At 50.5% G+C, this 24,505-nt stretch carries 21 protein-coding genes and 2 tRNA genes; 2 read left to right on the top strand and 21 right to left on the bottom strand.

The features are described 5' to 3' along the window. Position 1: 1 nt before the first annotated feature. From nuoN to HK11_RS08965, 21 genes are all read right to left on the bottom strand, one after another. Positions 2-1,444 (bottom strand): NADH-quinone oxidoreductase subunit NuoN, encoded by a 1,443-nt coding sequence (gene nuoN / locus HK11_RS09065; protein ID WP_086555056.1) that lies wholly within the window; start codon positions 1,442-1,444, stop codon positions 2-4. A gap of 78 nt (positions 1,445-1,522) precedes the next feature. Continuing rightward, positions 1,523-3,463, bottom strand: a complete 1,941-nt coding sequence (nuoL, locus tag HK11_RS09060; RefSeq protein ID WP_086555012.1) for an NADH-quinone oxidoreductase subunit L — start codon at positions 3,461-3,463, stop codon at positions 1,523-1,525. A 6-nt stretch (positions 3,464-3,469) separates the two neighbouring features. Further along, positions 3,470-3,793, bottom strand: a complete 324-nt coding sequence (nuoK, locus tag HK11_RS09055) for an NADH-quinone oxidoreductase subunit NuoK (RefSeq protein WP_173559295.1) — start codon at positions 3,791-3,793, stop codon at positions 3,470-3,472. Further along, the gene (locus HK11_RS09050) at positions 3,790-4,500 is read right to left on the bottom strand and encodes an NADH-quinone oxidoreductase subunit J (RefSeq protein ID WP_086555011.1); all 711 of its coding nucleotides are present in this window, start codon (positions 4,498-4,500) and stop codon (positions 3,790-3,792) included. The genes nuoK and HK11_RS09050 overlap by 4 nt, the downstream gene beginning before the upstream one ends. A 36-nt stretch (positions 4,501-4,536) precedes the next feature. Beyond that, the gene (gene nuoI / locus HK11_RS09045) at positions 4,537-5,025 is read right to left on the bottom strand and encodes an NADH-quinone oxidoreductase subunit NuoI (protein ID WP_086555010.1); all 489 of its coding nucleotides are present in this window, start codon (positions 5,023-5,025) and stop codon (positions 4,537-4,539) included. After that, positions 5,025-6,053, bottom strand: coding sequence for an NADH-quinone oxidoreductase subunit NuoH (gene nuoH, locus HK11_RS09040; RefSeq protein ID WP_086555009.1), 1,029 nt, complete (start codon positions 6,051-6,053; stop codon positions 5,025-5,027). Before nuoH ends, nuoI begins: the two co-directional genes overlap by 1 nt. Before the next feature lie 7 nt (positions 6,054-6,060). Beyond that, the gene (nuoG, locus tag HK11_RS09035) at positions 6,061-8,136 is read right to left on the bottom strand and encodes an NADH-quinone oxidoreductase subunit NuoG (protein WP_086555008.1); all 2,076 of its coding nucleotides are present in this window, start codon (positions 8,134-8,136) and stop codon (positions 6,061-6,063) included. A gap of 5 nt (positions 8,137-8,141) precedes the next feature. Continuing rightward, positions 8,142-9,473: an NADH-quinone oxidoreductase subunit NuoF gene (nuoF, locus tag HK11_RS09030; RefSeq protein WP_086555007.1), complete on the bottom strand. Its 1,332-nt coding sequence runs from the start codon at positions 9,471-9,473 to the stop codon at positions 8,142-8,144. A gap of 13 nt (positions 9,474-9,486) precedes the next feature. Further along, complete coding sequence (locus HK11_RS09025) at positions 9,487-10,122, bottom strand: NAD(P)H-dependent oxidoreductase subunit E (RefSeq protein WP_086555006.1); 636 nt, start codon at positions 10,120-10,122, stop codon at positions 9,487-9,489. Between the two features lie 2 nt (positions 10,123-10,124). Then, positions 10,125-11,339, bottom strand: a complete 1,215-nt coding sequence (locus tag HK11_RS09020) for an NADH-quinone oxidoreductase subunit D (protein ID WP_369822944.1) — start codon at positions 11,337-11,339, stop codon at positions 10,125-10,127. A 65-nt stretch (positions 11,340-11,404) separates the two neighbouring features. Then, a complete protein-coding gene (locus HK11_RS09015) occupies positions 11,405-12,067 on the bottom strand; it encodes an NADH-quinone oxidoreductase subunit C (protein ID WP_198943246.1) in 663 nt (220 codons plus the stop codon). Beyond that, entirely contained in the window at positions 12,060-12,623 is a 564-nt protein-coding gene (locus HK11_RS09010) for an NADH-quinone oxidoreductase subunit B family protein (protein WP_086555004.1), read from the bottom strand. Before HK11_RS09010 ends, HK11_RS09015 begins: the two co-directional genes overlap by 8 nt. A gap of 11 nt (positions 12,624-12,634) precedes the next feature. Next, positions 12,635-13,000, bottom strand: coding sequence for an NADH-quinone oxidoreductase subunit A (locus HK11_RS09005; RefSeq protein WP_086555003.1), 366 nt, complete (start codon positions 12,998-13,000; stop codon positions 12,635-12,637). 205 nt (positions 13,001-13,205) lie between these two features. Continuing rightward, positions 13,206-13,280 (bottom strand) — tRNA-Val (locus HK11_RS09000). 83 nt (positions 13,281-13,363) lie between these two features. Then, entirely contained in the window at positions 13,364-13,648 is a 285-nt protein-coding gene (locus HK11_RS08995; protein WP_086555002.1) for an HU family DNA-binding protein, read from the bottom strand. A gap of 144 nt (positions 13,649-13,792) precedes the next feature. Next, complete coding sequence (lon, locus tag HK11_RS08990) at positions 13,793-16,285, bottom strand: endopeptidase La (RefSeq protein ID WP_086555053.1); 2,493 nt, start codon at positions 16,283-16,285, stop codon at positions 13,793-13,795. Between the two features lie 174 nt (positions 16,286-16,459). Next, on the bottom strand, positions 16,460-17,725 hold the full coding sequence (clpX, locus tag HK11_RS08985) for an ATP-dependent Clp protease ATP-binding subunit ClpX (protein WP_086555001.1): 1,266 nt from the start codon (positions 17,723-17,725) through the stop codon (positions 16,460-16,462). A gap of 120 nt (positions 17,726-17,845) precedes the next feature. Continuing rightward, the gene (locus HK11_RS08980; RefSeq protein ID WP_173559301.1) at positions 17,846-18,511 is read right to left on the bottom strand and encodes an ATP-dependent Clp protease proteolytic subunit; all 666 of its coding nucleotides are present in this window, start codon (positions 18,509-18,511) and stop codon (positions 17,846-17,848) included. Positions 18,512-18,679: 168 nt separating this feature from the next. After that, the gene (gene tig / locus HK11_RS08975; protein WP_086555000.1) at positions 18,680-20,011 is read right to left on the bottom strand and encodes a trigger factor; all 1,332 of its coding nucleotides are present in this window, start codon (positions 20,009-20,011) and stop codon (positions 18,680-18,682) included. Positions 20,012-20,100: 89 nt separating this feature from the next. Continuing rightward, positions 20,101-20,185, bottom strand: a tRNA-Leu gene (locus tag HK11_RS08970). A gap of 76 nt (positions 20,186-20,261) precedes the next feature. Continuing rightward, a complete protein-coding gene (locus HK11_RS08965) occupies positions 20,262-21,659 on the bottom strand; it encodes an NAD(P)H-hydrate dehydratase (RefSeq protein WP_086555051.1) in 1,398 nt (465 codons plus the stop codon). A gap of 222 nt (positions 21,660-21,881) precedes the next feature. Between HK11_RS08965 and HK11_RS08960 the strand changes: the two genes are divergently transcribed. Both HK11_RS08960 and HK11_RS08955 read left to right on the top strand, forming a co-directional pair. Further along, positions 21,882-22,337 carry a hypothetical protein gene (locus HK11_RS08960; RefSeq protein ID WP_086555050.1) on the top strand — a complete coding sequence of 152 codons (456 nt, stop codon included), beginning with the start codon at positions 21,882-21,884 and terminating at the stop codon, positions 22,335-22,337. A 173-nt stretch (positions 22,338-22,510) separates the two neighbouring features. Next, a complete protein-coding gene (locus HK11_RS08955; protein ID WP_086554999.1) occupies positions 22,511-24,505 on the top strand; it encodes a DEAD/DEAH box helicase in 1,995 nt (664 codons plus the stop codon).

Genomic DNA, 24,505 nt, shown 5'->3' with positions numbered 1-24,505 from the left:
TTTACCCTACCAGAGCCTGTGCGGCCTGCTGTGCGATTGACATAATCGGTGACAATACCAGCAGGAAGAACAATGTGGCCAGCCCCATACTGCCAGAAACAAGTGTCAGAGCCGGTGCGTAGCGGTCAAATTTCTCAGCCGGAGCTTCAAAATACATAACTCTGACGACATTGAGGTAGTAATAAGCACCCACAATACTTGACACAACACCGATAGCAACCAGGGTATAAAGACCAACCTGCCAGGCTGCAGCAAACACCATAAACTTGCCAAAGAAGCCAGCCAGAGGTGGTACACCAACCATGCTGAACATGAAGATAGCCATCAGACCAGCCATCAGAGGGTTTCTCTTACCCAGCCCGGCGAGATCAGAAATTGAAGTCATCTCTGTTCCTCTGCGGCGCATAGTGGCGATGACACCGAATACACCGGCATTCATAACCAGATAGGCGGCAAGGTAAACCAGAGTAGCTCTTACACCCTCAGCAGAATCAGCGGCCAGGCCAATAAGCGCATAGCCCATGTGACCGATAGAAGAATATGCCATAAGACGTTTGATGTTCTGCTGCGGAATAGCAGCCAGTGAGCCATAAAGCATGGAACAGACAGCAACGACTTCTATCAGCAGTTGCCAGTGCTGAGCCACCAGACCAAAAGGTCCGGTCATAATACGAAGGAACAGAGCAAAAGCTGCAAATTTAGGAGCACCTGCCATATAGGCTGTCACTGGCGTTGGTGCACCCTGGTAAGCATCTGGTGTCCACATATGGAAAGGCACAACAGAGAGCTTAAAGCACAAACCAGCAATGATAAAAATGACACCAATGGTAAGACCGGTTGGAACAACCTCAACGGCATCAACAGTTTTCATCAGACCGGAATAGTTCATTGTGCCGGCATAACCATAAACCAGCGACATGCCGTAAAGCAGCAGACCAGAAGCCAGAGAGCCAAGTATGAAATATTTCATACCAGCTTCTGATGACAAAATATTCTCACGCTCAAGAGCGCAGAGGATATAAATAGACAGAGATGACAGCTCCAGCCCGACGAACAATGTCATCAGATTAGAGGAAGACGCCATCACCATGGCACCAAGCGTTGAGAATAAAATAAGAACCGGCGTCTCAAACGGTAAAGTCCGCTTTCTCTCCCCCGTCCGGCTCAGGCCTCTGTAGCCAACTGCAACCAGAACTGAAAGAATAGCCGAAGCCAGAATGAGCAGCTTCATAGCTTTTGAGAAGCTGTCATTCACAAATGTACCAGAAAACGCCGAACCGTCAGGCGCATTGATAACCAGAAAAATACACCCCAGAAAAGAAGCAAGAGTCAGCATCGAGCACGGGAAAAAAGCTGTCTCCTTCTTTTGCGAAACACCAGCGGCAAGAATGACAAGCCCCGAAAATGCAAGTGCTATTTCTGGTATAGACAGTGACCAGTTGATATCATTCAGGGGCATCACAGCGCACTCCGTTCAAAACAACCTGCAAGAGAAGATTATTAATCAGCATGCCTCTTCCCCTTATGCACACAGAGCGACGGTCAGCAGCACGACAAGCCCCGCCAGCATTGTAAAAGCGTAAATGGCCACCGAACCAGTCTGCATCCGTGCTGCCTGACCCGCTGTATCTGACGTTAGTTCTGCCAGGTCACGTGGCAGACCTTCAGCTGCCCCCAACTCGACATCCTTCGACAGAATGCCTGCAATCGCTTTGTATGGACGCACAAAAATGAACCCATAAAGCTCATCAAAATACCATTTATTAAGCAGGAAACGATAAAGCGGCCCCATTGCCCGAGCCAGTGCTGCCGGAATAGCCGGAGAGTGCACATAAAACACATAAGCCAGAGCAATACCGCACAGCCCTGCAATAGAAGGAAGCAGGCTGATAAATGACGGGATATGCTCAAAAGCTTCCATGATATTATTAGAAGCGCCGTTCACAATCGCACCGTTCCAGAACTGCTCCTGATGAACACCAATATAGAACGGGGCGAGAAGCACACCGGCAACTGTTGCACCCGTAGCAAGCAGTACCAGGGGCAGAGCCATAGAGAACGGGCTTTCATGCGCTGCATCACGGGCGGCCTCATTTGCAGGCCGACCATGAAACACCAGGAACAAAAGCCTCCAGCTATAAAATGCAGTAAGAAATGCTGTTATGGTACCCAGCGCCCAACCATAGTGGCCGACTGAGGTATTAGCGGCCCACAGCGATTCCAGAATAGCATCCTTTGACCAGTAGCCAGCGAAGGGAAAAACCCCGGCCAGCGCAAGGCTGCCTATCCACATAACCACATAGGTTAACGGCAGCTTTTTCCACAATCCGCCCATACGAAACATATTCTGCTCATCATGCATCGCATGAATAACCGAACCTGCACCAAGGAACAGAAGCGCTTTAAAGAAAGCATGAGTTGTCAGATGGAACACTGACATCTGATAAGCACCAACACCCGCCGCGGCAAACATATAACCCAGCTGAGAGCAGGTTGAATAAGCAATGGCACGCTTAATATCAGGCTGAACCATGCCAACCGTTGCGGCAAAGAAGCAGGTCGTTGCACCGATCACAACAATCAGTTTCTGAACAGACGGCGCACAGTCAAACAGGGGTGACATACGGGCGATCAGAAAAATGCCTGCGGTCACCATGGTTGCAGCATGAATCAGTGCTGAAACAGGTGTCGGCCCTTCCATCGCATCTGGCAGCCATGTGTGCAGAAACAGCTGAGCCGATTTACCCATTGCCCCAATAAAGAGCAGCAGGGCAATGATCTCTGTCGTGCTCCAGGAGTGACCAAGGAAATGATAATGCGAACCAGAAATCTCGGGTATGGCAGCAAAAATTGCTTCATACTGAACGGAGTGGAACACAACATAAATCAGGCCGATACCGACCAGAAAGAAAAGGTCAGCAACGCGGTTTACTACAAAGGCTTTGATGGCAGCTGCTGTTGCTGAAGGCTTGTCGTACCAGTATCCGATCAGCAGATAACTGGCGAGGCCAACGCCCTCCCACCCGAAAAACAGCTGGATCAGATCATTGGACGAAACCAGCATAAGCATGGCAAAGGTAAACAGAGACAAATATGAGAAAAACCGGTAGGTCGGCATACTCTCATGGCTCATATACCCAAGGCTATAGCAATGCACGAGCAGAGAAACGGAAAGAACCATCGCCGTCATTGTGACAGACAGGGTGTCGGCTCTTAAAACCCACTCGGCATGAAAACCACCTGCATTGATCCACTCAAGAACCGGGAGCGCATGCAGCGGGAAGCCAGCACTCCAGTTAGCATAAAGTGTAACAATACCGCACAGAGCTGCAACAGACATACAGCTCAGAGTAATAATCTTAGCGAGCACATCACCGAAGAGACGGCCACCAAGCCCTGCGACGACAGAGCCGGCAAGCGGTAAAAAAATCGCTGCTGCAAACAGGTGAAGATCGGTCTGCATGTCCGCTCATCCCTTCATCATAGTGACATCCTCAACCTGGATAGAACCACGGTTGCGGAAATAAGTGGTCACAATTGCAAGCCCGATTGCAGCTTCAGCAGCAGCAATGGTAAGGACAAACAACACCATAATCTGACCTGATAAATCGTTATGAGCCGACGAAAACGCCACAAAATTTAAATTTGCGGAGAGAAGGATCAGCTCCATAGACATCAGGATAATGATTACATTTTTTCTGTTAAGAAAAATGCCAAACACTCCAAGCACCAGTAACGCGGCACTGACGACCAGGTAGGGTGTGAGTCCGACGGAGGCGATTGCCGGGGTCATACATCTTTCTCCTTCTTATCGGCCTCGATCTGCCCGCCAGATGCATAAGAGTCAGGGACAGATGTTTCATGATATGAGGTGTGCGGACGCAGAAAACCGCCCTGACTGATGACGCCCACGCCCAGCGGAGCATCAATCATCTCAAGTGTTTCTGAGGGCACACGCGCATGCTGTTTATCAATGATCTGACGACGACCTGAACCAACCGGACGGAGCGTCAGCACAATTGCGCCAATCATTGCCACCAGCAAAATCAGGCCACATCCCTGAAAAAGAAGGATGTAGTGCGTATAAATAAGGTCACCCAGTGCAGCGGTGTTCGTCTGACCGGGGGCTCCCGACAAACGGGTTACGCTCACTGATGACATATGCCAGTTGCCAACAGCGACAAGAAGCTCGGCAAAAAGAACCACGCCAAAGCATACGCCAATCGCAGCATGTTGCTGGAGACCTTCACGCAGTTTCGTGAAGTCAATATCAAGCATCATCACGACAAACAGGAAAAGAACAGCAACAGCACCGACGTAAACGATTACCAGCAGCATCGCGAGAAACTCAGCTCCGGCCACCAGAAACAATCCTGCAGCATTAAAAAATGCTACGATAAGGAACAGAACTGAGTGCACCGGGTTACGGGCACTAATCACCATCACGGCTGAAATCAGCAGAACTGTTGAAAATAAATAAAATACAAGCTGCGGTAACATCAGGCGTTCTCCTGCCGGATCATGACAAGCATCCCTTCAACGATACGGGGCATCGAGCTCAAGGCGGCGGGCCAGCAGGGCTTCCCACCGATCGCCATTCGAAAGCAACTTATCTTTGTCGTAGAATAATTCTTCACGAGTTTCGGTCGCAAACTCGTAGTTTGGCCCCTCAACAATCGCATCTACCGGGCAGGCTTCTTCACACAAGCCGCAATAAATGCACTTGGTCATATCAATGTCATACCGGGTGGTACGCCGTGACCCGTCATCACGCTCTTCAGCTTCGATGGTAATCGCCTCAGCCGGGCATGTCGCTTCACAAAGCTTGCAGGCAATGCAGCGCTCTTCTCCGTTAGCATAACGGCGCAGCGCATGCTCACCACGAAAGCGAACTGACAGTGGCCCCTTCTCGTAAGGGTAGTTAAGGGTCACCTTTGGCTGAAACATCATTTTAAATGTTGATGCCATACCAGCGACAATTTCAGTCAGCAGAAAGGAGCGGATATTTCGGCTTAATGTACTCATCAGTTCATACCTCCACCCTGAGGGAGAAGCCCAGTCACCATCAGAAAAGCTGCTGTTCCAATCATCCAGATCAGACTGAATGGCAAAAACACTTTCCACCCGAGACGCATAAGCTGATCGTAACGAAAACGCGGGAACGTTGCGCGCACCCAGATGAAAACAAACAGACAGAAAAGAATTTTAGCAATCAGCCACAGCGGCCCTGGCACCAGCGTAAAAGGAAAGACGCCAATAGGTGGCAGCCACCCCCCGAGAAAAAGAATACTAACCAGAGCCGACATCAGAATCATGTTGGCGTATTCACCAAGGAAGAAGAGACCGAAAGCCAGAGAAGAATACTCAACGAAGAACCCGGCAACCAGTTCACTTTCACCTTCGGGCAGGTCAAATGGTGCACGCCCCGTTTCGGCCAGTGCTGAAATAAAGAAAATAATGAATACCGGGAACATTGGCAGACAGAACCAGATATGCCGCTGAGCCAGCACAATATCATTCAGGTTCAGGCTGCCCACGGCCAGCAGAACTGACACAATAATCAGCCCGATGGACACCTCGTAAGAAACCATCTGTGCCGCGGCTCGCATAGACCCCATAAAGGCGTATTTCGAGTTTGAAGCCCAGCCTGCGATAAGAATACCGTAAACACCCAGCGATGACACAGCCAGCAGGTAGAGAATTCCGACATTAATATTTGCAACAGCCAGACCATTACCTGTAGGGATAACAGCCCACGCCAGCATAGCCAGGGCAAACGCCAGAAATGGTGCAAACAGAAACAAAATACGGTTAGCACCTGCGGGAATGACCGTTTCTTTCACGATCATTTTAATCGCATCAGCAAACGCCTGCAGCAAACCGAACAAACCATTAACGTTTGGGCCGCGACGACGCTGCATCGCAGCCATTACCTTACGTTCCATAAGGGTAAGGTAAGCAACGCCGATCAGCAAAGGGACGAGAACAGCAAGGGTCTCGAGCACCATAAGAATAATCTGACCGACAAGCGTTTGATAAAAGAAGTGCGCCATCAGTCTCTTACTCCGCTGCTACAGCGCGCATGGGACCATACACGCGAGAACATTCTGCCATTGTCAGGCTGGCCCGGCTGATAGAGTTTGTCTGGTAATAATCATCAATAACCGGACGGATACGAGCATTATTGAACTCTGCCGTACCTTTTGAAACACTGCTGTCTGTCACCGATTGCGGTGCGGGAGCAATTTCATTACCGGCGTTCGAAAAGACCGGATTAACTTCGGCCATACGCGCCCTCAGAGCTTCAACAGAATCATAAGGCAAAGGATGCCCGGCAACTTCTGAGAAAGCTCTGATAATCTGCCAGTCTTCTCTGGCCTGACCTGGAGGGAATACAGCCCGCAGGGCACGCTGCACCTCGCCCGCCGTATTAACATAAGTCCCTGATTTTTCGGTATAAGCTGCACCGGGCAGAATAATATCGGCCCTTGCCGCAGCAGCATCACCGTGATGCCCCTGATAAATCACAAACGTATCTTTGCTGATCTTATCAAGTGGGAAATCATCTGCCCCCAGGAGCCACAGAATTTCAACTCCGCCACGGAGCATATTCGTAACAGCAAAACCTCGGCTACCAGGAACAAACCCGATATCAAGCGCACCCACACGAGACGCTGCTGTATGCAGAATATTCAGCCCGTTCCAGTCCTGAGTAATCACACCGGTCTGATGTGCCAGTTGCAGGGTGGCTTCATAAATAGTCTGCGCATCCGGACGGGTTAGTGCCCCATGCCCCAGAATAATCATAGGGCGCTTTGCTGTTTTCAAAACCTCGGCAAAAGCCTCTGAACCATCAAGCAGCCGGGTCAGGACTTCCGGCCCCTCCCCCAGTACATCGACATTATAGGTCAGGTCGACAGGCAATGCACCAATACTGGCAACAGGGAAACCACCACGTCCTTTATGCAAATACTGCTTGCGAATACGGGCATTAAGTACAGGAGCCTCGTGACGGGGTATGCTGCCAATCAGCAGAAGAGCATCTGCCTCATCAATACCGGTGATACCGCTGTTAAACAGATACCCGCTGCGGCTGCGCATATCATACCAGGCACCGTCCTGCCGGCAGTCTGTATGAGAGGAACCCAGAGCCGTCATCAGGTCTTTCAGAGCGCACAGGCTTTCAACATCACACAGATCACCTGCTATTGCACCGATACGATCACCGGAAACGCCTTCAAAACGACGCGCCATCGAAACCAGGGTATCCTGCCAGCTTGCCTTATGCAGCTTGCCGTGCACACGCACCCATGGGTGGTCAAGGCGCCTTTTCTTCAGGCCATCAACCGAAAAACGCCCTTTATCTGAAAGCCACTCTTCATTCACCTCGTCATTAATACGAGGCACAATGCGCATAACTTCAGCGCCCCGGGCCTGGATCTGAATATTCGTACCCACAGCATCCATCACATCAATGCTATCGGTTTTTTTGTATTCCCATGAACGCGCACGAAACGCCGTTGGTTTTGCCGTTAGTGCACCGACCGGACATATATCAATCAGATTACCTGACAGCTCGGATGTCAGTGCCTTTTCGACATAAGTCGTAACTTCTGCATTTTCACCGCGCGAAACGATGCCAAGCTCAGGCGTGCCAGCCACTTCGGTTGAAAAGCGCACGCAGCGTGAGCACTGAATGCAGCGCGTCATTACCGTCTTAACCAGAGGCCCGAGTTCTTTATCTGTTACAGCGCGCTTGGCCTCCTGATACCGTGACACACCCGAGCCATAACCATAGGCCTGGTCCTGCAGGTCACACTCACCGCCCTGATCACAGATAGGGCAATCAAGAGGATGGTTAATCAGCAAGAATTCCATAACGGCACGGCGCGCCCGTCTGACAACATCAGTGTCAGTAAGAATCTGCATCCCTTCAGCAACCGGGAAACCACATGAGGCAACCAGCTTAGGTGCACGGACAACCTGCACCAGACACATGCGACAGTTACCAGCTACCGACAGACGCTCATGATAGCAAAAACGGGGGATTTCTTTCCCCGCAGCTTCACAGGCCTGAAGGGCACTTGAACCCGCCGGCACATCGACCGGGGTGCCATCAACAAGGACTTTTACCATGCCCTTTACTCCGCTACTGCCGGCAGCACATCGGAGGCAGGAACCTGAACCAGCCCTGAACCACCATGTGCAGCCTTATACTGCTGGATACGCGCTTCCATCTCCGGACGAAAATGCCGGATCAGCCCCTGAACAGGCCAGGCTGCGGCATCACCCAGAGCACAGATTGTGTGCCCCTCGATCTGTCGTGTTACCTGCTCAAGAAGATCAATTTCTTCAATCTCGGCACGCCCCTGAACCATACGGTCCATCATACGCATCATCCAGCCGGTTCCTTCACGGCAGGGCGTACACTGACCGCAGCTTTCATGCTTAAAAAAGCGGGAAAAGCGTGCAATAGCTTCAATAATATCAGTAGAACGATCCATAACGATCATACACGCGGTGCCCAGCCCCGAACCCACAGCACGCAGACTATCGTAATCCATCAGCACTGTTTCACAGACAGACTTAGGCAACATTGGCACAGAGCAGCCGCCGGGTATAACCGCCAGCAGATTGTCCCAGCCGCCCCTGACGCCACCGCCATGTTTTTCTATAATCTCTTTAAGCGGTACACCCAGCTCTTCTTCGAAAACGCATGGTGTATTCACATGCCCCGAAATCGCCATAAGCTTGGTGCCTGCATTATTAGGCCTGCCAAGTGCTGAAAACCAGGATGCACCCCGTCGCAGAATGGTTGATGCGACAGCAATACTTTCAACATTATTCACTGTAGTCGGACAGCCATATAAGCCTGCGCCGGCAGGGAAAGGCGGCTTCATACGAGGCTGGCCTTTTTTACCCTCAAGGCTCTCAAGCAGAGCAGTCTCTTCACCGCAGATATAAGCGCCTGCACCACGATGAATATAGAAGTCAAAATCCCAGCCGGTTCCGGCAGCATTTTTACCGAGCAGACCAGCTTCATAAGCTTCATCAACGGCCGCCTGCAGATGCTGCGCTTCCTGATAAAACTCACCACGAATATAAATATAAGCCGCATGTGCATTCAGGGCGAATGACGCTATCAGCGCACTTTCTATAAGTTTATGTGGCTCATGCCGCATAATCTCACGGTCTTTACAGGTCCCTGGTTCAGATTCATCGCCATTAATGACCAGATAGTGCGGACGACCATCAAAATTCTTTGGCATGAAAGACCATTTCATACCGGTCGAGAATCCTGCTCCGCCGCGACCACGAAGGCCCGAAGCCTTCATTTCAGCAATAATCGCCTCAGATCCCCGGGACAGGATAGAGGCCGTGTCATGCCAGTCACCCCTTGCCCGCGCCCCGGCGAGTTTCCAGTCATTCTGCCCGTAAAGATTCGTAAAAATACGATTTTCGTCCTGCAACATACCGGCTCTCCTGCTACTCACCTGAAGATCTGGGTGACGTTTCTTCAAGCAAAGTTTTCCTGCCGCCTTCAGGCGCAGAACTTAATCTGCCCGTAGATGGGCCAGGGGCAGGATCTTCACCTGCACGCAATGCATCAATCACGGCTTCTGTCCTGGGACCATTCATATCTTCGTAATAATCGTCATTAACCTGAAGAATGGGGGCATTTGCACAGGCCCCAAGGCACTCAACATGCGATAATGTGAACAGCCCGTCTTCACTGGTTTCACCAAACTCTTTAACGCCGGCTGCTTTTTTACAGGCTGCCACAACATCATCTGATCCGCGCAGCCAGCACGATGTCGTGGTACAGATCTGCAGATGATATTTACCTACAGGCTTAGTATTAAACATCGTGTAAAAAGAAGCGACTTCGTACACTCTGACAGATGGTACCGCCAGCCGTGCCGCAATCAGATCCATCGCCACAAGCGGGATCCAGGCATGGCCTGTCTCACGCTTCAGCTGATCCTGCACAATGTAAAGGAGAGGAAGCGTACCGCTGGCTTTACGTTCTTCAGGGTATTTCGACAGTATTTTAGCAATTTCTTTTTCAGAAATATCGTCAAACTCAAAACTGTCAGGTTGTTCTGCCGGGGTCCAGGCCATCTTCAACGATCAACCTCTCCAAAAACAAGATCTAAAGAACCAAGAACCGCCACCATATCGGCCAGCATCGACCGCCTGGATAATTCATCCAGCGCCTGCAAATGCGCAAAACCTGTGGGGCGTATCTTGCAACGATAAGGACGGTTTGAACCGTCAGCGACCAGGTAAACACCAAACTCGCCCTTGGGGCTCTCTACCGCAGTATAAGTAGCGCCCGGAGGCACATGATAACCCTCACTATATAATTTAAAGTGATGAATCAGTGCTTCCATCGAGCGCTTCATTTCGGCGCGGGGTGGCGGTGCAAACTTGGGGTCCTGTATTTTCACAGGTCCGGCTTTCATCTGAGCAAGGCCCTGCTCGATAATTTTTACACTCTCACGCATTTCCTGAATGCGCACGAGGTAACGGTCATAGCAGTCACCCTGTCGTGTAACAGGAACCTTAAAAGATACTTTATGATAATTGTCATAGGGCTGGCTGCGACGAAGGTCCCAGGGCACACCTGAAGCACGCAGACACGGACCACTAAAGCCCCATGCCAGAGCCTGCTCAGAAGTAAAAATACCGATACCGACAGTACGCTGTTTCCAGATTCGGTTTTCGGTCAGCAGACCTTCCAGCTCATCAATCCAGGCCGGGAATTCCTGTGTCCAGTTACCGATGCGATCTTCAAGCTCCTGAGGAATATCGCGGGCCACACCACCGGGACGAAAATAGTTCGCATGGAAACGCGCACCTGAAGCTGCCTCATAAAATTCAAGCAGCTTCTCACGCTCTTCATAGCCCCACAGCGCAGGCGTTACCGCACCGCAGTCGAGACCCATAGCTGTAATATTGAGAATATGGTTCAGAACGCGCGTAATCTCGGCGAAAATAACCCGAAGCCATTTTGCACGATCGGGCGCTTCTATACCAAGAAGCTTCTCTGTAGCCAGTGCGAAAGCCTGCTCTTCACACATAGGCGAGGCGTAATCAAGGCGGTCAAAATAAGGCAGCGCTTTCTGATAGGTTTTATATTCGATCAGCTTTTCTGTGCCGCGATGCAGCAGACCGATATGCGGGTCAGCACGACGCACAAGCTCCCCGTCCATATCGAGAATAAGACGCAGCACACCATGCGCAGAAGGATGCTGAGGACCAAAATTCAGCTTGTGCGAGTCAAACTCTATTGTTCTCAGCTCTGCCGTTTTCGCTGCAGTATCAGAAATCAGCATTTCGGGGATGTCATTTTTAACCAGAACATCGCCCGGTGCCAGACCGTCTGTTTTATTGTGCTCTGTCATCCGCGAGCCCTCTTCATACCCAGCCTGACTTCATGAGCCTTTTCATCACCAGGCAGAGTCAGCATTCCCTCCCAGGGAGAAACGAAATCAAAGTCACGGAAATCCTGCGTCAGAGAGACAGGTTCCTTAACAACCTGTCGCGTTTCAATATCGTAACGCACCTCTTCATACCCCGTCAGCGGAAAGTCTTTACGCAAAGGGAAATGCTCGAAGCCATCATCAGTCAAAATACGACGCATATCGGGCTGACCGGAAAACAGAACCCCGAACATGTCATAGCACTCACGCTCCCACCACGTAGCAACTGGCCAGAGCTGATGCACTGAAGGAACGGGTGTCACTTCATCTGTCGTAATAATGACGCGAATACGACGATTGTACGAAACAGACAGGAGGTTATAGACCACGTCAAAGCGCTCAGCGCGTGCGGGAAAGTCAACACCGCATAAATCCATGAGCTGCTCAAAACGATAAGCAGAGTCGTCGCGCAGAAAGGTCATCAGCGGCAAAAAAGTTTCGCGATTCGTACGAACAACCAGCTCACCGTTTTCAACGGCAGCAGAATAGATACCAGGAACAGAGGTCGCCAGCGTAAAAGCCATGGCACCAATTTGCCCCTGGAGGGCCTCAGCCTCAGGATTTACAACAATATCACCCACGGAGAATCGTTCCTGTACGGCGAATTTTTTTCTGCAAAAGCATGATGCCGTAAACCAGCGCTTCTGCTGTCGGGGGGCAGCCAGGGACATAAACGTCAACCGGCACTATGCGATCACACCCACGCACGACTGAATAAGAATAGTGGTAATAACCGCCACCATTTGCACACGAACCCATGGAGATAACCCAGCGCGGCTCTGCCATCTGGTCATAAAGGCGACGCAAAACCGGTGCCATTTTATTGGTCAGCGTACCGGCAACGATCATCACATCAGACTGACGCGGCGAACCACGGGGAATAACACCCATTCTGTCCAGGTCATACCTTGGCATATATGCGTGAATCATTTCAACCGCACAGCATGCCAGACCAAAAGACATAGGCCACAAACTGCCAGTACGCCCCCAGTTTACCAGTTTATCAAGGTTTGCAACGACAAACCCCTTTTCAGCAATAGCACCGGTAATACCACGCACAACGGCGTCCTGCTCTTTACCCGGAGGCAGAGCCTCACGATTCCAGAGAATTGTATCTTCCTGCGGATTGTCAGACATAGGCGCCCCCTTCAGTCCCAGTCCAGCGCGCCTTTGCGCCACTCATAAAGGAAACCAATACCAAGTACGCTGAGAAACCCCAGCATTGAAAAGAAACCAAAATAACCAATACGCGACAGACTCACTGCCCAGGGGAAGAGAAATGCCACTTCCAGGTCGAAAATTATGAAAAGAATGGCCACAAGATAAAAACGCACATCAAAGCGACGGCGCGCATCATCAAATGCCTCAAAGCCACATTCATAAGCCGTTGTTTTTTCAGGGTAAGGCTTTTGATGCCCACTAAACAGTGCCATACCAAGCATTGCAGCAGAAATAACAATAGCAAGCGCACCAAATATAAGAATTGGGGCATAACTACCCAGAACAGACTGCATTAGTCACTCCTGCTTCCTGATAAATCAATAAACAACGAACTGTTAAATGCAGACTACTCCCAACGCGCGCGAACGACCATGCCTCAATGCATGATTACAGGGAAATTTCTTGTGAAGAGAAAATGAATAAAAAAAAACATCTGATATTGTTACTTATTTTGAACAACAATATCAGATGTTTTTAGTACTCACAGAAAACTGTGAATGGTGGGCGATGAGGGGATCGAACCCCCGGCCATCTCGGTGTAAACGAGACGCTCTACCGCTGAGCTAATCGCCCGCCGCTCATATCTCACAAACAAAAACGGGTGGCAACCCCTTTTTTAGGAATTACCACCCGTTAAAAGCTATTTTTTTAAAAAATTAGCTTACGGCGTCTTTAAGTGCTTTGCCCGGTTTGAAACGGACAGAAGTAGAAGCCGGAATGTCAATTTCCTCACCTGTGCGAGGATTACGCCCTTTAGCAGCTTTACGGTTTGCTGTTACAAACGTACCGAAGCCAACCAGACGCACTTCCTGTTTGCGAGAAAGAGCTTTCTCGATAGCACCGAACACGGCGTCAACCACTTCTCCAGCTTTAGCCTTTGGCAGAGCGACTTCGTCAGCTACTGCTGCAACGAGTTCTTGCTTATTGAGCGGCTTATCCATTTTACGCCTTTCTCCAAAAAATTAAGTTGCCGACGTGATACCTAATACCCGTTACCACGTCGTCTCCCGGTCGCACTATGCCGCTGTTTTTCTTTACGTCAACTCACCAAATAAAAACTTTTGGATTTATCTGGCATTTTCCTCTCAATGCGGCAAAGTAACCGCAGCCGCATTTTGTTTTGACTCCAGAACAGACTCTGCAACATCTTCCCATTCAATCGGCTTGAGCTTATGTGTCAATGCCAGAGCCAGAACTTCATCAACATGTGCGACAGGAACAATCTTCAGCGCATCCTTGATAGAAGATGGTATTTCCACGAGATCTTTTTCATTGTCTTTAGGAATAAAGACAAGTCTGATCCCGGATCTGACCGCGGCCAGAAGCTTCTCTTTAAGCCCGCCAATAGCAAGAACACGACCACGCAGAGTAATTTCGCCCGTCATAGCCACATCACGACGCACAGGAATGCCTGTCATGACACTAACAAAGGATGTCACCATCGCAATACCGGCAGATGGCCCATCTTTTGGTGTTGCGCCTTCAGGCACATGGACGTGGAAATTACGCTTTTCAAAGAGTGTTGGCAGAATACCATAGGCCGGAGCACGGCTTTTTACGAAAGAAAATGCCGCAGATACACTCTCCTTCATAACATCACCGAGTTTACCCGTTTCAACAACACCGCCCTTACCTGGGGTCATAACACTTTCAATAGTAAGTATCTCACCACCGACTTCAGTCCATGCCAACCCGGTTACCATACCGACCATATCTTCGTCTTCGGTCTCGCCGTAGCGGAAGCGTTTAACACCTGCGAGTTTTTCCAGATTCTCTTCGGTGATGTCCATCTTCGTGACTTTACCAGTCACGATTTCCTTGACGACTTTACGCGCAAGATTCGCAATCTCACGCTCAAGATTTCTGACACCTGCCTCACGCGTATAATAACGAATCAGGTCACGCAAAGCCCCGTCGGTAACTGACCACTCTTCAGTTTTAAGGTTATGAGCTTCAGCCTGCTTTGCCAGAAGATGACGGCGGCATATTTCAAGCTTTTCATCCTCAGTGTAACCTGACAGACGAATGATCTCCATACGGTCCAGCAACGGCTGCGGCATGTTAAGGCTGTTCGCTGTCGTCACAAACATTACGTCAGACAGGTCATACTCAACTTCAAGGTAATGATCGGCAAATGAGCTATTCTGTTCAGGATCAAGCACCTCAAGCAAAGCAGAGGCCGGGTCACCACGCCAGTCAGCGCCAAGCTTGTCAATTTCATCCAGCAGAAAGAGCGGATTAGAGACTTTAGCTTTCTTCATACCCTGGATAATTTTACCCGGCATTGAGCCTATATAGGTACGACGATGACCGCGTATCTCTGCTTCATCCCTCACCCCGCCAAGAGACATCCGGACGTACTGACGACCTGTGGCTTTCGCAATCGACCGGGCAAGAGTTGTTTTACCAACACCCGGGGGGCCAACAAGACAAAGAATCGGACCCTTTAATTTCTGAGAGCGACTCTGCACTGCCAGATACTCAAGAATACGCTCTTTCACTTTATCGAGGGCATAATGACCATCACTGAGGACTTTTTCCGCTTCACCCAGGTCATGACGAATTTTACTACGTTTTTTCCAGGGGATACCTAAAAGCCAGTCAAGATAATTTCTGACAACAGTCGACTCTGCTGACATGGCACTCATGCCACGGAATTTTTTAAGCTCAGCAATAGCTTTATCACGGGCCTCTTTCGAAAGCCGGGTTTTTGCTATACGTTCTTCAATCTCAGTCAGCTCATCTTTGCCGTCCTCGCCTTCACCGAGCTCCTTCTGAATGGCTTTAAGCTGCTCATTCAGATAATACTCACGCTGTGTTTTCTCCATCTGGCGTTTAACACGGTTGCGAATTTTCTTCTCAACCTGGAGAACACCAATTTCAGCTTCAATGTGAGCAAGTACTTTTTCCATCTGCTCAACAACAGACGGCGTCTCAAGAATTTCCTGCTTTTCAAAAATCTTGAGATTAAGGTGGCTGGCAACTGTATCAACAAGACGAGATAAATCTGTAATCTGCCCCAGGGAAACCAGAACCTCAGAGGCAACTTTCTTGTTCAGTTTAATATATTCTTCAAACTGAGAAACAATTGTACGTCCCAGCGCCTCAGCTTCTGAACTCACATCCTGACTGCCGGCAACATCCTGAATATCTGCTTCAAAATGGCCTTCAACTTCGTGCAGATGTTCTATTCTGGCACGGCGCACACCCTCTACCAGGACTTTAACTGTGCCGTCAGGCAGCTTGAGAAGCTGCAGAATAGTGGAAACTGTACCAAAGCGATAAATATCATCAGCGCCCGGGTCATCAAGCGCTGCATCCTTTTGTGCCACAAGAAGGATCTGACGATCTTCACGTGTAACAGACTCAAGCGCTTTAACCGATTTTTCCCGCCCTACAAATAAAGGCACTATCATATGAGGGAAAACGACAATGTCACGTAAAGGCAGAACAGCGATACGATTCGCACCCTGAGCTTCAGAAACAGAACCCACTTCAACAGCAACCGTTGTAAGTTCTTTATTTTCAGCCGGCGCTTTTTTCTTGCGTTTTACAGTCGTTTTTTTTTCTTCTGCCATAACCATGACCTCCTTCAAGGACGATCCAGACCTGGCACCCGCCTGGCGGCATACCCCTGTGGTCTGCGAGGGCCATAAAGCCCCCTTCTTGTGTTTGCTACATATTGTAGCAAACACCGCACTTAACAATGGATTTAAAGGTCAGACCGGGATTTTTTTTCTAAAAATATCGCTTCAGGCTGACTGTTCTGCAGAAACGTCGTCTTTTTTACCATAAACATAAACCGGTGGTGTCTTCTCATCAGCAACATCATGGTTCACAACAACTTCCTGAATATCTGACATCCCAGGAAGATCAAACATCGTCGACATCAGAATGCTCTCCATAATAGAGCGCAGCCCTCTGGCGCCTGTCTGACGTTTAATGGCCCGGTCTGCAATGACTTTCAGAGCATCATCCGTGAAAACCAGATCAACATTTTCCATCTGGAACAGACGCTGATACTGCTTCACAAGCGCGTTTTTAGGCGCAGTCAGGATACTGATAAGAGCTGCCTCATCGAGATCACCAAGCGTTGCCAGCACAGGCAAACGACCAATAAATTCAGGAATAAGACCAAACTTCATCAGATCTTCAGGCTCTACATCCTGCAAAATCTCGCCGGTTTTACGCTCGTCAACAGAGGTAACATCTGCTCCGAAACCCATACCAACACCCTTACCTCGTGCTGAGATAATTTTATCCAGTCCGGCGAACGCACCGCCACAGATAAAGAGCATGTTGGTCGTATCAACCTGAAGGAATTCCTGCTGCGGATGCTTACGCCCACCCTGAGGGGGAACAGAAGCAACTGTGCCTTCCATCAGCTTCAGCAGAGCCTGCTGAACACCCTCACCACTCACATCGCGTGTGATAGACGGGTTATCTGATTTGCGGGAAATTTTATCAATTTCGTCAATATAGACGATACCGCGCTGAGCACGCTCAACATTATAATCGGCTGCCTGAAGAAGTTTGAGAATAATGTTCTCAACATCTTCACCAACATATCCGGCCTCGGTCAGAGTCGTCGCATCTGCCATTGTGAAGGGCACATCAAGAATGCGGGCGAGTGTCTGAGCAAGAAGCGTCTTACCTGAACCTGTAGGGCCGATCAGCAGAATGTTAGATTTTGCAATCTCAACTTCGCCGCTTTTAGCAACCTGGGTCAGACGTTTGTAATGATTATGTACAGCTACTGAGAGAACTTTTTTTGCCTGGAACTGACCAATGACATAATCGTCCAGGATTTTACAGATCTCTTTGGGGGTAGGAACACCCTCACGTGAGCTGACCTGAGATGTCTTATGCTCTTCACGGATAATATCCATGCAAAGCTCGACACATTCATCACAGATAAAAACGGTTGGACCTGCAATTAATTTTCTGACCTCATGCTGCGACTTGCCGCAGAATGAGCAGTACAATGTATTCTTGGAATCGCCTGTTTTCGCGTTCATGAGTGCACTCCCTCGATCATCCAGGACCCCAGAAAACCGCAGGTCGCCTTGTTCATCTTATCAGCACCGCGCGAAGCAGAGACTGCCCCTGCAGTGCTGAAAATAACTTTATAAACCAGGTTAAGGATGATTTTTATCCTTCCCCGCTGTCTGTTCCGTTGCTTTATGATGGCTGATAACTTTATCAACTATACCAAAGCTACGCGCTTCCTCTGCAGACATATAGCTGTCACGCTCAAGTTTATTCTCAATATCCTCGAGAGACTGCCCGGTATGCTCGCGATAAATTTCGTTCAGACGCTGACGAATAATCAGAATCTCTTTTGCCTGAATTTCAATATCACTGGCCTGCCCCTGCGCACCACCTGATGGCTGGTGCACCATGACGCGTGCATTAGGCAGAATAAAGCGACGACCTTTCTCGCCACCAGCCAGGAGCAGAGACCCCATAGAGGCTGCCTGACCAATACACACTGTGCTGACAGGGCTGCGGATATATTGCATCGTGTCATAAATCGCAAGACCAGCCGACACAACGCCACCCGGACTGTTGATGTAAAAAGAAATCTCTTTTGTCGGGTTTACACTCTCAAGATAGAGAAGCTGAGCAGAAATAACAGACGCAACCTGATCGTAAACAGGGCCTGTCAGAAAAATAATCCGCTCCTGAAGCAGACGGGAATAAATATCGAAAGCCCGTTCACCCCGAGATGTCTGCTCAACCACCATGGGTACTAGAGCATTACTAAAAATCTCAACGGGATTAGTATCCCTCATATCAATCATTCCCGTAAAAAACCTGCTCAAGCCTTATCCCTCACACATAGTGCAGGAAGGAGCAGCTCAGGCACTCCAGACTAAAGATAGAGAAAATGCAGCAATATGCTACCCCGGAACGGAAAAAGAGGCACAAAAAAATGTCCCGTCAGAATTTTCTGACGGGACTGGAAGGCATTAAATGCTGGCTTCCGGGTTTTCCGCCAGCTCTTCAGGAGAGACTTCTTTGTCTTCCACCTTAGCCAGCTCCAGCAGATAATCGATAACTTTATTTTCGAAAATCGGCCCACGGATCGTTTCAATCGCCTGTGGATTACTCTGGAAGAACTGCAGAACCTGCTGTTCCTGACCGGGGTAGCGGGCCATTTCTGCCTGCAGCGCACGGTTCATTTCTTCCTGAGTGATGCTGATCGTGTTTCTGCGACCAATTTCAGCCAGCCACAGACCCAGCTTCACACGACGTTCTGCGATCTTACGGTAATCAGCACGCAGGGTGTCTTCGTCTTTTTCTTTGTCTTCGTCATCAAGCTGACCAGCTTTTTTGTCAGCTTCAACACGCTGCCAGATCTGCTCAAATTCTGCATCGATCATGCTTTCCGGCGCTGAGAAGTCAGCTTTTTCGGCCAGAACATCAAGCAGATCACGTTTAATGCGCAGACGTGACACGCGGTCATATTCGCCTTCAAGCTGCTGACGCACCATGCTGCGCAGCTCTTCAAGGCTACCGAGGCCAACTTTCTTTGCCAGCTCATCGTCAAGAGCTGCAGCAACAGGTTTTTTCAGAGCTTTAGCTTTGATGTCGAATGTGACTTCTTTGCCAGCCAGCTCAGCTGCACCGTAATCAGCCGGGAAAGTAACCGTGATCACTTTCTCTTCACCAGCTTTTATACCGGCAATCTGCTCAGCAAAGCCGGGGATAAAGCCCTGGCCACCAATTTCAACATTAACATCCTGAGCTGTACCACCTTCGAAAGGAACACCATTGTCCTTACCTTCGAAGTCAACAGTCACGACATCACCGGTTTCAGCCGGACGATCTTCTTCAATCACTTCGAAGCTGCGCTGATTTTTAGCAATATCATTCAGAACATCGTCAACAGCTTTATCGCTGACAGCTGCTTTGAGGCGGGTAAGCTCAACACCTGACAGGTCAGGATCTGCTATTTCCGGCAGAATTTCAGCTTCAACAGTGAATGATACGTCCTGCCCTGCTTCCTGGCCTGAAACCAGATCAACTTTAGGCTGACCGCTCGGGCGCAGACCACGCTCTTCAAAAACTGTTTTCAGCGTATCTGAAACAACCTGCTCCAGAACTTCGCTGCGAACAGATTCGCCATAGCGCTGCTTTGCAAGAGTGAGAGGCACTTTCCCTGGACGGAAACCGGGAAGCTTCAGATTTCCTGCTACTTCTTTAAGGCGCGCATCCTGTTTTGCTGCGATATCTGCTGCAGGGATCGTAACGGTGAAACCACGTTTCAACCCTTCGGAAAGAGTCTCAGTAACCTGCATTGGCCAGGCCTTCCTTTCGGTACAAATAAAAAATCCCGCATCGTGCCGAAAGGCTGCTGCGGATCAGACGGAGCTACCAACAATAATGTTGGTACGGGCGGAGGGACTTGAACCCCCACGACTTGCGTCACCAGAACCTAAATCTGGCGTGTCTGCCAATTCCACCACGCCCGCACAGCTTTAAACTGCTCCGTCATAAGTTGCGTGGACTTAGCGCAGAGCGAAGCACTCTGCAAGAGAGTGATTGCAATTAATCGAAAGAACTGAGCATCTGCAGCCGCGCTGCTTTTTCACGCGCACTCCCCAGAAAACGATCCAGATCCTCCGCAAGCGGCCATGATCCAGCCTCCAGGCCTGCCTCACCATGCAGCCAGACACCTGCACAGGCGGCCTCCCAGGCTGACATCCCCGCTGCCAGCAAAGCAGCAATAACCCCGGAAAGAGTATCCCCTGAGCCCGCCGTTGCCAGCGCAGGACTCGCGTGGTTATTAATCGCAAGACGCCCGTCAGGCGCAGCTATCAGCGTTGACGCGCCTTTAAGCACCACAACCGCGCATGTCAGACGTGCGGCCCGGCGTACCTGTTCTGGCAGGTCCGCCTCCGGCGCTCCAAATAATCTGGTAAACTCTCCGCTATGTGGCGTCATAACAGCAACACCACGTAATTTTTCCGGATCACCGGCACAGGCTGACAGAAGCCCGGCATCAGCCAGTATGGTTTTCTTTGCGCGCAATAAAACTGGCAAAGCCTGCAAGGCCTCAGCCTCAGTCAGCCCAGGCCCGCACACCCACACCCTGCGTCGCGAATCAGCCATCAGGTCACCAAGCGGCTCTTCATCTATCACAAGCCCAGGCATGCCCATGCGGTAAGCCGAAGCACCACTCCCCGCAGCCACCCGCACAAGCCCTGCACCGACGGCTCTCGCACCACCGGCACACAGGCGCGCGGCCCCGGGCATGACATGCCCGGCACAGATACTGACAACGCCCCGGCTGTATTTGTGATCCTCAGGGGACGGTAACGGCAACTGCCATAAGCCTGGCTCATTACACCAGGTACGTGGCACCACCTGCTCAGGCACGACATCAGGCATTCCAATATCTGCCAGCACCAGTTTACCCATAAGGCTACGAGCCCGATAAAGCAGATGCCCCGGCTTAAAACGTACGAAAGTGACAGTCATTTCTGCGGGCGATACAACTCCACACAATGCACCGGTCGCACCATCAACCCCCGAAGGCACATCAATCGCAACAATGCGACGCGCTGCCTGTAAAAGGTCTGATACATCGTTCGCCAGATCACGCTTCAGACCTGCACCAAAAACTGCATCGATCACCAGATCGGCCCGCTCAGCTTCAGCTGGCGTAAATGGCACCCGGGTCCCCTTAAAAAGCCTGGCAGACTCCGATGCCTCGGCCCTGCCCCCGCCATCCGGGCAGGAGGCCACAGCAACAGGCCAGCCTGCATTGAAGAGATATCGCGCTGCAGCATAGCCATCGGCACCGTTATTGCCCGGCCCACACACAACCAGCACACGGCACGGCCTGAAATGCCGCCGCACTGCTCTGGCAACCGCACGCCCGGCGGCATCAATCAGGGCAGAAACCGGTTTCAGATCCTGAGCCAGGCGATCAGCCTGCGCCATTTCAGCCGGTGTAAAAAGAGCGAGAGCCGAACGTCGTGATATGGGCAACACTGCCTCCTCTATCCCGCCAGACAACAGAATACTCACTTGCACCTGAGCGCCTGGCTTGGCAATCAGTATCATAATTATAGGTCTGTACGGGCTGCCTGTCAGCTTAATGACGTGGCCTTACTGGTTAAAACGACGAAACCCTCAGCGGTTTCCTGCATCTGCGGAGTCTCTATGTCTTACCCTGTTTTGTGGAGCCTCATCCTCGCTCTGCACATTATCAGTATCTGCGTGTGGATCGGAGGAGGCTTTTATGCCGTAGTTGTTCTGCGCCCCAGCCTGAGCCTACTCGACAACACACAACGCAGCTCTGTGCATCTTCAGACACTTCAGCGTTTCTTTAAAATGCTGAAACATATTGTGCCGACTGTGCTCATTACCGGCTGGCTCATGATTATTCACGAAGGAGGTTTTGCACACGCCCCCTGGACAACTAACGTCATGCAGGCAATCGGCCTGATCATGGCGATTCTTTTCATCAGAATACTCAGCGGCCCTTACCAGAAATTACGCCGCGCCATTCGCCCGCAACCAGCCACATTTGATGCTGTACGCAAGCAAATCATGCTCATTGTGGCACTAGGCCTGCTGACTGTTGTCGTGGCATCAATGGGACACCCTTTCCTTTAATCGAATCGTAACGCACAGGAAAACTTGATTCTCAGTGCAAATCGCTTTATCGGAACACCGTGCGACCGGCTTTAAACTCTTCACTCTTGCCCTGGTCTTAAATAGTGCAAACAGTAAAGTTTTGAGCCGGTTAGTGTGCGATTAATCACGACTGACTTAAACCCGAGAGCATATTGACAGCCCAAAAACCCGCCCGGACCCGCAAGACTGTAACCCGCACCCGCAAAAAAGCGGATACAGACGCCCCTGTGACTCTGGCTGAGACCGGAACAGAGACGCCTGAGGTTACTCCCACTGATGACAGCGCAGTCACCACCGAGCCGGCCAGCAAGCCTGCACGCAAGCGTCGTGTCACAAAGCCAAAAGCTGCGGCACCTGCGGCTGAAGCTGTTGTGGAATCTGCGGCGGAAGAAACGGCGGAAGAAAAAAAGCCAGCACGTAAAAAAGCACCTGCAAAACCACGCAAAACACCAGTTCGCAAAAAAACGGCTAAAGCTGAAAAAGCTGAGCAGCCTGCTATTGAGCAGTCTGCTATTGAGCAGTCTGCACCGGTCGTCATCGCAGAAGATGTCGTTGCAGAAGAAACTGTGGCTGAGCCCGCTCCTGAACTTCCTGCCGCCGTAGCTGAGACGGCTGTTCCTGAAGCTGACGCTGCAACGGCACCGGAAGAAAAGAAAACTCTTTTCAGAGATCTTGGTCTGTCTGAGCCTATTTTAAAAGCCATTGCGGAGATGGGTTATACTCATCCAACCCAGATTCAGGAGCAGGCTATTCCTGCTGTACTGATGGCGAAGGATGTTCTTGGCGTAGCCCAGACGGGCACAGGCAAAACAGCCTCCTTCACTTTGCCTATGCTTGAAATCCTCTCTGATTCGCGTGCCCGTGCCCGCATGCCACGCTCGCTCATTCTTGAGCCAACGCGTGAACTGGCACTGCAGGTCGCAGAAAATTTTGTAAATTACGGCAAGCACCTCAAACTGACACATGCACTCCTCATCGGCGGTGAGAGCATGGCTGACCAGAAAGAGGTCCTTAACCGCGGTGTTGACGTTCTGATAGCAACGCCTGGCCGTCTGCTCGACCTCTTCGACAGAGGCGGGCTGCTCATGAATCAGACACGCATTCTGGTGATTGATGAGGCAGACAGAATGCTCGATATGGGCTTTATTCCCGATATTGAGAAAATTGTCGCTCTGCTTCCCCCTAACAGGCAGACTCTCTTCTTCTCTGCGACAATGGCTCCCGCCATTCGCAAGCTGGCTGATGCTTTCCTGCATTCACCCAAAGAGATTACTGTTGCCCGCCCTTCTTCCGTCGCTACGACGATCGAAACAGGCCTGGTAATTGTTGATGAGTTCAGCAAACGCGAAACGCTGCGCCAGATGCTCAGGGACCCTGAGCTGCAAAATGCGATTGTATTCTGCAATCGTAAGCGCGATGTTGATATTCTGATGCGCTCGCTCTCCAAGCATGGTTTTTCAGTCGGATGCCTGCATGGTGATATGCACCAGAGCGCCAGATTTACCACTCTTGAAAAATTCAAGAATAACGAGCTGAAAATTCTCGTCTGCTCTGATGTCGCTGCACGAGGCATTGATATTGGCGGTTTATCGCACGTCTTTAACTTCGACCTTCCATTCCAGGCCGAAGATTATGTGCACCGAATCGGACGTACCGGCCGTGCCGGACGTACAGGTCATGCCTACAGCATAGCCTCGCCTTATGACAAAGCTCTGGTTGATGCGATTGAAAAGCTAACTGAAAAGCCCATTCCACTTCTGAAGCCGGAGGGAATTGAGACGCTCGAATGGTCGGAAGAAAAACGTCCCCCTCGTGGGAACCGGCAGGATCAGTCACGCCGCAATTCTCAGAGCAATAAAGACCGGCAGAATAAAGAGGCCGCGCCTCGCAATGCCCCTGCACAGCCAGCTGAGCAGGACAACGCAGGCAGGAACGCAACGAAATACAACCCGAAAAAATCTTATCGGGAACGCGACCGCCAGCGCGAGGAGATTCAATCCTCCACACAGGGCAATGATGTCCCGGGCTTTGGTCAGAATGTGCCAGCTTTTATGATGCTGCCTCGTCGCACGACCATTCTCTCTGAGCTTGCCACAACCGCTGAACCGGGATTTTCTGAAGACAATACCGCGTCAGAGACACTCTGA

Origin of the sequence: Acetobacter sp. DmW_043, assembly GCF_002153485.1 — a bacterium.
In the GTDB taxonomy this organism is placed as follows: domain Bacteria; phylum Pseudomonadota; class Alphaproteobacteria; order Acetobacterales; family Acetobacteraceae; genus Acetobacter; species Acetobacter thailandicus.
This window is presented reverse-complemented; position numbering and strand designations above follow the sequence as displayed.